The sequence below is a fragment of the Patiriisocius sp. Uisw_047 genome (assembly GCF_047730165.1).
Classification (GTDB): domain Bacteria; phylum Bacteroidota; class Bacteroidia; order Flavobacteriales; family Flavobacteriaceae; genus Patiriisocius.
Window position 1 is genome coordinate 2,913,777 of record NZ_CP159834.1, and the last position, 10,181, is coordinate 2,923,957.

Sequence of the window (10,181 nt, forward strand, 5' to 3'; positions counted from 1 at the left end):
TCTATTGGTCTAACGCTTCGTCTGCTGTATTTCTGTGGTAGATTTTATCTTCTAACCATTCTTGTACTGCAAGAGAATGAGGTTTTGGTAGTTTTTCGTAAAACTTAGAAACTTCAATCTGCTCCTTGTTTTCAAAAATTTCTTCTAGGCTATCATTGTAAGTAGCAAACTCATCAAGCTTTTCTAGAAGCTCTTTTTTAATGTCGCCATTAATCTGGTTAGCACGCTTAGCAATAATAGAGATTGCCTCATAAATATTATTTGTAGGGGCGTCCACTTTATTCTTATCAATCGTTGTTGTATTGATAGGTGCTATACTGTTTTTTATATCTGCCATAATCGTGTATTAACTCGGGTTTTGAATTTTAAGCAATCGCTTATCTATATCTTCTTTAATTTTTTCTGCTTCTACGTTTAACTCACTGTCTGCATAATATTTCTTAAAGCTATTATAATGACCAGCAGAAGTTGTTAAACGCTCTTCGACTAAACGTGGCAAACTATTTATTGCCAACTCATAAGAAGCTATTAACCTTCCATAAAATGCATCTTTTCTAAATTCTGACCCCGGATGGTTAGTCACAAAATTATCGAACGCATTAATTGCAGCTTTATAATCAGAGATTCTTAAATATTGATTAGCCGTTTCATATGCCTTTTTATCTAACTTCTCTCGTAAATTTTTCACCATCTCATTAGCTTCCTTTCTCTTATCAGACTCTGGATAGCTATTTATAAAACCTTGCAACTTGTCTAAAGCTGTATTCGTGTCTTGTTGGTCTAAAGAATGTGAAGGGGAAAGCTTGTAATAACTTCTTGCAGACTTAAAGGCTGCTACTTCTACGCTATCACTCTTAGGGTAACTCACCGTAAAACGCTCAAACTGATAACTCGCTAATATATAGTCTTCTAGATTATAATATGCATTTGCATACAAATACATTAATTTCTGTCCTTGTGGTTTTCCGCGGTATGCAGGAATTATCTGCTCCATAACCCTCACAGATTTTAAATACTTCCCTGCGGTATAAAGAGAATCTGCCATCGCATACTTCTTTGCTGTGCTATCTCCAGACAATACCTTTTGGTATTCGCTACAAGAGGCAAAGGAGATTGCTAAAATTACTATTAAAAAGATATTTTTCATCCGTAAAAAAATATTTGAGAAATAAGCACAAGGTATGCCCTTACTATTTATTTCATTTTTATTACTAATCAGTGAGCGGCATTTCATATTTCTAAAAAGGTCGTGCAAAAGTAAACATTTTAACCGTCATGACAATAGTTTTATTTGCTTCTCTAGCGTTCTATATTATTTTGAATTTTCAGTTTTAAAATGTCTTAGGCTGTTCGAGGTTGCCTCTTTTAAAACTGCGCAATAAACGTATTAATTTCGTTTCTTAAATCGGCGCTAACACCTACTAACGGTAACCTTACCGTATCACCACAAATATTGAGTTCACTAAAGACTGCTTTGATTCCTGCAGGATTTCCTTCTGCAAAAATATAGTCAATGGCAGGAGCAATTTTATAATGAATATCGTATGCTTCATCCACTTTGCGCTCTAGTCCTAATCGAACCATTTTTGAAAATGCTGCCGGGAACCCCTCTCCAATGACAGAAATAACACCAGCACCTCCCGCAAGCACCATAGGCAGGGTGATCATATCATCACCGCTAATCACTAAAAAATCTTGAGGACATTGTGCTATTAATTCCATCGCCTGTACTATATCTCCTTTAGCTTCTTTTATTGCTACGATGTTCTTATGTGCTTTCGCGAGTCTTGCTACAGTGGCAGGCAACATATTTGAAGCCGTTCTACCCGGAACATTATAAAGAATTATTGGTTTGCGCGTTGCTTTTGCAATGGCATTGAAATGTTGGTAAATCCCCTCTTGTGTAGGTTTATTATACATTGGCGATACCGAGAGAATTGCTGTAAACACATCTAAATTTCGGGCCTGCACTTCTTCTATTACGGCTTGTGTATTATTACCACCTATCCCTAAAACCAGTGGTAACCTTCCATCGTTTTCTTGCACAATGGTGTCAATTACTAATTGTTTCTCCTTATCTGTTAGTGTAGCGTTTTCAGCGGTTGTCCCTAAAATCACTAGATAATCAATACCGTTTGAGATATTAAAATCTACTACTCTTTTTAATCCATCAACATCGACAGAAAAATCATCATTAAATGGCGTGATGAGCGCGACTCCAGTTCCTATTAATTGTTTCATATAAAATTCCGTTCGGGATGATTTTAATTTACTTTTCCTAACACGTGTAAATATGTTTTTAACTCCTTTTCTAAAGATATCGTATTTGATTTCTGAACTTGTATCTGCAAATCAAAGAGTCTTAAGTCACTTGCCGCTAATCCTACTTTAAATCGAGCATCACTCTCTGATATTAAAAAATCAAGATAAGGCTGCGCTCCGTTATAATAACCTATTAAAACATCAAACGGTTCTTTTGTAAACCGCACTGCATTTACGTTATCAATAGTGCCGCGCCAACTTATTTGTTTACGGTGTAAATGATCAACCTTAAGTTTTGTATTTCTTTTAAACTTATGAAACGTCAACACCTTGCAATTATCATCTTCTATTCCTAACGACGACGACAGCTTGCGAAGCGTTTCAATTGCTGTAACATCATTTTCATCCATAATGAATCCGATAGTCTCCAATCTAGAATGAAGCTGAGACATATCTCTTTTCTTGAGATTTTTCTCTAGCTTTTTCTTTAGTAATTTTAATTTGAAGTTTGTCAACATAATACATGCGGTTGCAAAGATATTTTATTAATTGGCAATCATAGAAAGAAAATCGTCTTCCGAAATAATAGGCACCCCAAGATCTTCAGCTTTCGTTCTTTTACTTGGACCCATACTATCACCAGCGACTACGTACCTTGTCTTTTTTGAGATACTTCCAGAAACTTTTCCTCCGTTATCTTCAATTAACTTTTTTAAATCTGTTCTAGAAACTTTTGTAAACACTCCCGAAACAACAAAAATAGCTCCCGACAACTTATCTGTCTGCCCTGCTAATTCCTCTTTAGAAATTGCTAATTGCACTCCATAATTGCGCAGTCGTTCTATAACCTCACGATGGGTCTCGCCTTGTGGTATTTCAGAAAAAAGATCTTGCGTTGGGGTTTTAAAAAAGGCAATAACACTTTCTGCGATTCTGTCTCCTATTTCATCAACGGTAATCAACACTTCAAAAGTGGCCTCCATTAACGCATCAATACTTTTAAAATGCTTGGCTAGTTTTTTTGCTACCGTCTCCCCTACAAAACGAATACCCAAAGCAAACAAAACACGCTCAAAAGCAATTTCTTTTGACTTCATCACTCCTTCTACCAGATTTTCTGCACTTTTCTGCGCCATGCGCTCTAGTGGTAAAATAGCATCTGCAGTCAAAATATATAAATCTGCATAATTTTTAATGAGCCCGGCATTGACCAATAACGCAACTGTCTCACCCCCTAGCCCTTCAATATCCATCGCCTTTCTAGAAATGAAATGCTGGATCCTACCAATAATCTGGGTTGGGCACCCTTTTTCATTCGGGCAAAAATGTTTTGCATCACCATCCGTTCGCACAAGCTCTGTTTTACAATCTGGACATTGCACTATATACCTAGTTGGCTGAGAGTCCGCTGATCTTGCTTCAAAATTGACACCAATGATTTTTGGAATAATCTCACCGCCTTTTTCTACGTACACTGTATCTCCTACTCTAATATCTAGTTTTTCTATCTGATCTGCATTATGCAAGGACGCTCTTTTCACAGTAGTTCCGGCTAGCTCAACTGGAGCTAGATTCGCAACAGGTGTTATCGCTCCTGTTCGCCCTACTTGATAAGTAATTTCTTCAAGAATTGTAGAAACTTGCTCTGCCTTAAACTTGTATGCCATCGCCCAACGTGGTGCTTTTGCAGTATAACCCAACTCTTCCTGCTGCTGCAAGTTATTAACCTTTACCACAACACCGTCCGTTTCATACGGTAAGTCGTGACGATGTACGTCCCAATAATTAATAAAATCTAGCACGGAATCAATGGAGGTCGCCATCTTTGCCACTGGCGGCACTTTAAAACCCCACTCACTTGCTTTTTGTAATCCTTCCATTTGGGTAGTAACAGGCAGTTTATCCCCCACTAAACTATAAAGCAAACATTCCAAAGGCCGTCTCGCGACCTCTGCGCTATCCTGCAATTTTAAACTTCCAGAAGCAGTGTTTCTAGGATTACGATATGGCTCCTCACCTGCTGAAATACGGTCTTCGTTCATTGCGTTAAAGCCATCAAATGGCAGTACGATTTCGCCCCTAATCTCGAATAAATCTGGATAATCACCTCTTAATTGTAATGGTACAGACTTAATTGTCTTCACATTAGCTGTGACATTGTCTCCTTGCAACCCATCTCCTCTTGTTAAAGCCCTTACTAACAATCCTTTCTCATAAGTCAAACTCATAGATGCGCCATCATACTTGAGCTCACAAGTATAAATAACATCACCATCTACCATCTTTTTGATACGCGTTTCCCAGTCCTCAAGGTCTTCTTTAGAATAACTATTATCAAGGGAGTACATTCTAAATGTATGCGGTACGGTCTCAAAATTTTTAGTGACTTCACCTCCCACTCTCTGTGTGGGCGAAGTAGGATCATAGAATGCAGGGTTGGCGTCTTCCAGTTCTTTCAACTCTTTTAACAAGACATCAAAATCATAATCAGAAATGGTCGCATTATCAAGCACATAATACTTATGGTTATGTTCTCGCAATTCATTTCTAAGGTTATTTATGTGTCCTTCTATATCCATAAGACAAATATAAAGTTCATAATTAAAATCAAGGGTTATTAAGCACATAGAATATTAACAAAAAAGGCTTCCATTTCTGGAAGCCTTTGTGAAATAAACTCTACAGTATTATTTTTTAAAAAATCGATTTACCACTATAAAACCGTTACTCGCAAAACGCACAAAGCACATTACTGAAGCTAGCTCTGAAATATCTAATGACATTCTATTACTAACCTCTGTAATAGAACTAACTGATTGACCAAAGTTATACACATACGCTGGCTCTAAAAATTAAAATATGGTCATTAAAACTTCGAGAAAACACTATACTATTTCCGCTTAAAGGATTTAATGATAGCTTAAGTCCGTTTTTCACTTAACCATTTTGGCACTGAAGGAGCCTCAAAGGCTTTCATTTTATTGAGAAGACTTTCAATTTCTGTGTCTACTATTAAAAGTGACTGGTTTTCTTTATTTAATAACTGTGTGTCCACCATTTTCTGAAGCTGTGCAACCAGTGGATCAAAATATCCATTAATATTAAGGAGACCGATGGGTTTTTTATGCAAGCCAAGTTGCTGCCACGTGAGCACCTCAAAAAGTTCTTCTAACGTCCCAAAACCTCCAGGTAAGGTGATAAAACCGTCACTTACTTCTTGCATCATTAACTTACGCTCGTGCATATTTTCTGTGGTATGAAGCTCCGTTAATCCTTTATGAACAACCTCTTTCACTTTTAAAAACTGAGGGATGATTCCTATAACTTTCCCGTGCAAATCGAGCATTTTTTGCGCAATGGCCCCCATCACACCTATTTTTGCTGCACCATAGACTAAGGTGATATCACGCGCTACAAAGGCATTCCCCAAAGCGACGGCGGCAGTTGTAATTTTATCGTCATTACCATCACTGCTTCCGCAGAAAACACATATTTTATGCAACTTATTCATAACGATGCCCGCATCATTCGGTCTTTGCCGTAGATGTCTTTTTTAATACTACAGTTTTTAAATCCGAGGTACGTAATAAGCTCGGTCATTTCTGCCCCCAAGTATTCATTAATTTCAAAATACAAAAACCCACCTTCCTTTAAATTTTTACGCGCTAATTGCGCTATTCTTCTATAAAAAACCAAGGGGTCATTATCACTCACAAACAAGGCAGTTTCCGGTTCGTGAACCAGCACATTCTTTTGCATCATCTTCTTTTCTAGATTCCGCACATAGGGCGGGTTTGAAACGATGATATCATAGGATGCGGCTACTGCTTCCGAAGTTAGAATATCCCGCTGTACAAAGTCAACTTCTACTATATTTTTTTTAGCATTTTCTCGCGCTACCTCAAGTGCACCTTTGGAAATATCTAGGGCGGACACTTTTGCATTTTCAAGTTCCTTTGCTAAAGAGATCGCGATACAGCCGCTCCCCGTCCCAATGTCTAGAATATGTATTTCTGAACTGTTATTTTTTTGATCTGCCAGAATCCACGCGACTAACTCTTCGGTTTCTGGGCGCGGGATGAGGGTATGTTTATTTACTTTAAAGGGGTGTCCAAAAAATTCAGTTTTCCCAAGAATGTACTGTATTGGCTCGCTCCTCTGCAGTTTCTGCAGTGCTTCAACAAAAAGTGGCTCTTTTGCTTCAGTAAAATCTTCAGCATCTTTTTGATGAGTTTCAAATTTAGTCAGCCCAAAATGATGTTCCGTGAGCAAATAAAAGAAAGAACTTATTTCTTCCTGGGGATAGTGGTTGCTTAATATTTTGGCGAAAGCCAAACGTTGCTCTTTAAAAGTCATTTACAGTATTTTTAGCATTTGTACGGGACAAGAAAAATGACCCGTATCGCCCAATGGTCCATCTATGTAATCAAACCCCTTTTTCTTGTATAAGGCTTGTGCCGCTTTCATATACGTCATAGTTTCGAGATAGCATTTATCAAATTTAAAAGCGGTTGCTTCCACGATACATTTTTGAAGCATGGTACTACCTAATCTTCGGCCACGCGCGACTTCTAAGAAATACATTTTTTGAAGTTCGCAGACATTGCCGTCATAATTCTCTAATTGTGCGATGCCAGCACCGCCTATTAATACGCCATTATCTTCTACCACAAAATAGATGGCTCGATCTACATTGTATGCTTGATATATATCATCAAGCGCCTTATCCGCATATGCCGTACCTACTTTAGGCACGCCCAGATCTACCAACACCTTGCGGATTAGGGCAGCAATTTGCTCATTATCTTTTTTCTCAATAGGACGGATAATTACTTCGCTCATAGTAGTACTTATTGTATTTTTAAACCGTGAATTTACAGCAAAAATACATGTTCCGTTGCATACAGCTTGCAAAAAATGGATTGGGCACCACGTATCCTAATCCGCTAGTGGGGAGCGTGCTCGTCGTAGCCGATAAAATTATAGGAGAAGGCTGGCATCTAGAAGCTGGAAAAGCCCATGCAGAAGTCAACGCCATCAATAGTGTGGTAGACGAATCGTTACTTGAAAAAGCAACAATTTATGTGAGCCTTGAGCCATGCAGCCATTATGGGAAGACCCCTCCTTGTGCAGATTTAATCATTGCAAAGGGGATTAAAAATGTAGTTGTAGGCAGCACAGACCCAAACCCAAAAGTGGCGGGCAAAGGGATTATAAAATTGATGAAGGCCGGATGCAAAGTGAGTGTGGGTGTGCTCGAAAAAGAATGTGACGCACTGAACAAACGATTTTTTACATTTCAAAACAAAAGGCGTCCTTTTATATTTCTGAAATGGGCCGAATCTCAAGACGGTTATATCGCACCAAAATCTCGTGATAAGCAAGCACCTGCTTGGATCACAAATACCGAGTCTAGACAGCGCGTGCATCAAATGAGAGCAGAAGAACAATCGATTCTTGTAGGCACAAACACCGTGTTTGAAGACAATCCTAGCCTTACGACTAGAGAAGCTGAAGGCTCAAACCCTACTCGAGTGGTACTAGACAGACAATTGAGAATTTCCGCTTGGGCTGCGGTATTAGACGGGGCTGTTAAGACCATTGTGATTACCGAAACCACAGGAACACCAATTGATAACGTGGTATATGAGTGTATTGATTTTGACACACCCATTGCCTCTCAAGTTTGCGATGTACTATTTCGTCATGACATACAGAGCGTGATAATTGAAGGAGGTTCGCAAACACTGCAAACATTTATCGATGCAGGTCTTTGGGACGAAGCACATATTTACAAAGGGACCGGTTCTTTTTCTGAAGGATTAAGAGCTCCAAGTATTCAAGGACAGAATATTTCAGAAGAAAAAATTAAAAACGACCGTCTCACGATTCTAAAAAATAAAGAACTTTGATTTATTTAATTCTGAGCATTCTTGCCTCAACATTGATTTTTGTCATTTTCAAGCTCTTTGAGAAATACGACATTAACATACTACACGCGATTATCACAAATTATGTCATCGCATGTTTCTGCGGAATTGCATCATATAAAGGCGATGCGGGCATTAGCGATATTCCTTCATTCCCTTGGTTTTATTACACCATAGCACTCGGCGCTTTATTTATTTTAATCTTTAATTTAATGGCGCGAACTACACAAAAAAGAGGACTTGCGGTGGTATCTGTAGCAACAAAAATGAGCGTAGTACTCCCCGTTATTTTTGGGCTTATCTATTACCAGGAATCTTTGGGTATATATAAAGGTATAGGAATACTACTTGCAATCGTCGCCGTCTACCTTGCCTCTATGAAGTCTAAGAATGGCTTAACCATAAAACCATCAAATCTACTTTTACCGCTTTTAGTTTTTTTAGGTAGCGGAACCATAGACACCAGCATTAAATACTTAGAAGAACAATTTGTGACGCTAGAAGACATTCCACTATTTTCTGCGACCATATTTGCAGCAGCGTTTTTTATAGGACTGATGGTTTTAATGTTTGAGAAATTACAAGGGCGTTTTACCTTTAGCTTTAAAAACATTGTGGCGGGGGTTCTTTTAGGAGTGCCCAATTATTTCTCTATATACTTCTTAGTAAAAGCCCTACGAAGCGATTTACTAGAAAGCTCTGGTATTTTTACGGTGAATAATGTTGCGATTGTTATGGCATCCACCTTTGTGGGGATTATAGTATTTAGAGAACGTCTGTTGTTTAAAAACTGGATTGGGATCGCACTTGCCATCATCAGTATTTTTCTTGTAACATTTGAAACTTGGTAATGGAAGAAACTCGCGATACATATCACACGATTACAAAACCTTCACCAGAAACACTTTTCAAAGAAAGAGGTAGCAAGTTCTTTAACTATGCATTCCCTGTGAAAGATGAGGATGACATAAAAAATGCGATAGAGTCTTTAAAAAAAAAACATCATACAGCGGGTCATTTTTGCTATGCTTGGCAACTAGGACAGCGCTATGAATCCTACAGAGCCAATGATGACGGCGAACCCAATAACAGCGCAGGGATGCCCATCTACGGTCAGCTTCAAGCTTTTGATCTTACTAACACACTTGTGGTGGTGGTACGTTATTTTGGAGGAACAAAACTGGGTGTGGGTGGTTTAATTCAAGCCTATAAACTGGGAGCCCAATTGGCATTAGAATCAGCTAAAATTATAAAGCGAACCATCAATCAAAACTTTCAAATCAAATTTGACTATCCAGAAATGAATGCAGTAATGCGCATTATTAAAGATGAGGGACTACATATCGTTTCTCAAAAAATGGAATTAGATTGTTTGATCGTAATTTCAGTTCGACTAAAGCACGCAGATCGTGTTTTTAACACACTCCATCAACTTCATAAAATTAAGGTTAAAAAGATCTAATAATAGTCATGCTTGTTCATAACAGTTATCCTATTTTTTCGATAAGATATTGAGGTGCTTTCATAAGCTTATTTGTCTTACTGTTAATAAAGACTAAAGTGGTTTCCGCAGCGACTAAAATGCTACCATCTTTGTTCTTAATTTCGTAATCAAATTCTATCCGATATGTCGGAATTTTCCTAAGTGTCGTTGTAACGGTTAATTCATCGTCGTAGCGCGCAGATTGCTTATAATTTATACTAAGGTTTACTACGGGAAGCATCACCCCGTTTGCTTCCATCCATTTATAGGAAAAGCCCATTTCTCTTAACCATTCGGTTCTTCCTAGTTCTAAATACTGAGCATAATTTCCGTGGTATACCACGCCCATCTTATCGGTTTCACCATAACGTACTCTAAAGGAAAATGTAGTTTTTTTCAAAATATATTTTATTTAAAAGGGGTTCGTTTTTAAAATTCACTAAATACTTAAACAGTATGCATAAAAAAAAATTAACATTCAAGGGTATTTTGGTTTTTTTATTCAA

Annotated in this window: 12 protein-coding genes; 3 read left to right on the forward strand and 9 right to left on the reverse strand. The window is 38.0% G+C overall.

Going from position 1 to position 10,181, the window contains the following annotated elements:
* Nucleotide 1: 1 nt before the first annotated feature.
* The 8 genes from ABXT71_RS12760 to ABXT71_RS12795 form a co-directional block, all read right to left on the reverse strand.
* Complete coding sequence (locus ABXT71_RS12760) at nucleotides 2–337, reverse strand: DNA-directed RNA polymerase subunit omega (protein WP_415371746.1); 336 nt, start codon at nucleotides 335–337, stop codon at nucleotides 2–4.
* A gap of 9 nt (nucleotides 338–346) precedes the next feature.
* The gene (locus tag ABXT71_RS12765) at nucleotides 347–1,147 is read right to left on the reverse strand and encodes an outer membrane protein assembly factor BamD (RefSeq protein ID WP_415371747.1); all 801 of its coding nucleotides are present in this window, start codon (nucleotides 1,145–1,147) and stop codon (nucleotides 347–349) included.
* A gap of 218 nt (nucleotides 1,148–1,365) precedes the next feature.
* Complete coding sequence (gene dapA / locus ABXT71_RS12770) at nucleotides 1,366–2,241, reverse strand: 4-hydroxy-tetrahydrodipicolinate synthase (protein ID WP_415371748.1); 876 nt, start codon at nucleotides 2,239–2,241, stop codon at nucleotides 1,366–1,368.
* A 23-nt stretch (nucleotides 2,242–2,264) separates the two neighbouring features.
* Nucleotides 2,265–2,780, reverse strand: coding sequence for a DUF6913 domain-containing protein (locus ABXT71_RS12775; protein WP_415371749.1), 516 nt, complete (start codon nucleotides 2,778–2,780; stop codon nucleotides 2,265–2,267).
* Nucleotides 2,781–2,807: 27 nt separating this feature from the next.
* Nucleotides 2,808–4,841 carry an NAD-dependent DNA ligase LigA gene (gene ligA / locus ABXT71_RS12780; RefSeq protein ID WP_415371750.1) on the reverse strand — a complete coding sequence of 678 codons (2,034 nt, stop codon included), beginning with the start codon at nucleotides 4,839–4,841 and terminating at the stop codon, nucleotides 2,808–2,810.
* A gap of 341 nt (nucleotides 4,842–5,182) precedes the next feature.
* Nucleotides 5,183–5,773 carry a TIGR00730 family Rossman fold protein gene (locus ABXT71_RS12785; protein WP_415371751.1) on the reverse strand — a complete coding sequence of 197 codons (591 nt, stop codon included), beginning with the start codon at nucleotides 5,771–5,773 and terminating at the stop codon, nucleotides 5,183–5,185.
* Nucleotides 5,770–6,618: a peptide chain release factor N(5)-glutamine methyltransferase gene (gene prmC, locus ABXT71_RS12790; RefSeq protein WP_415371752.1), complete on the reverse strand. Its 849-nt coding sequence runs from the start codon at nucleotides 6,616–6,618 to the stop codon at nucleotides 5,770–5,772. Before prmC ends, ABXT71_RS12785 begins: the two co-directional genes overlap by 4 nt.
* Nucleotides 6,619–7,104: a GNAT family N-acetyltransferase gene (locus tag ABXT71_RS12795; RefSeq protein ID WP_415371753.1), complete on the reverse strand. Its 486-nt coding sequence runs from the start codon at nucleotides 7,102–7,104 to the stop codon at nucleotides 6,619–6,621.
* Between the two features lie 26 nt (nucleotides 7,105–7,130).
* Between ABXT71_RS12795 and ribD the strand changes: the two genes are divergently transcribed.
* From ribD to ABXT71_RS12810, 3 genes are read left to right on the forward strand one after another with little or no spacing between them, the layout of a single operon-like run.
* Nucleotides 7,131–8,174, forward strand: a complete 1,044-nt coding sequence (ribD, locus tag ABXT71_RS12800) for a bifunctional diaminohydroxyphosphoribosylaminopyrimidine deaminase/5-amino-6-(5-phosphoribosylamino)uracil reductase RibD (RefSeq protein WP_415371754.1) — start codon at nucleotides 7,131–7,133, stop codon at nucleotides 8,172–8,174.
* Nucleotides 8,171–9,043: an EamA/RhaT family transporter gene (locus tag ABXT71_RS12805; protein ID WP_415371755.1), complete on the forward strand. Its 873-nt coding sequence runs from the start codon at nucleotides 8,171–8,173 to the stop codon at nucleotides 9,041–9,043. Before ribD ends, ABXT71_RS12805 begins: the two co-directional genes overlap by 4 nt.
* Nucleotides 9,043–9,654: an IMPACT family protein gene (locus ABXT71_RS12810; protein WP_415371756.1), complete on the forward strand. Its 612-nt coding sequence runs from the start codon at nucleotides 9,043–9,045 to the stop codon at nucleotides 9,652–9,654. The genes ABXT71_RS12805 and ABXT71_RS12810 overlap by 1 nt, the downstream gene beginning before the upstream one ends.
* A gap of 25 nt (nucleotides 9,655–9,679) precedes the next feature.
* Here the strand turns inward: ABXT71_RS12810 and ABXT71_RS12815 are convergent, their stop codons facing one another.
* Complete coding sequence (locus ABXT71_RS12815) at nucleotides 9,680–10,075, reverse strand: acyl-CoA thioesterase (RefSeq protein WP_415371757.1); 396 nt, start codon at nucleotides 10,073–10,075, stop codon at nucleotides 9,680–9,682.
* Nucleotides 10,076–10,181 lie beyond the last annotated feature (106 nt).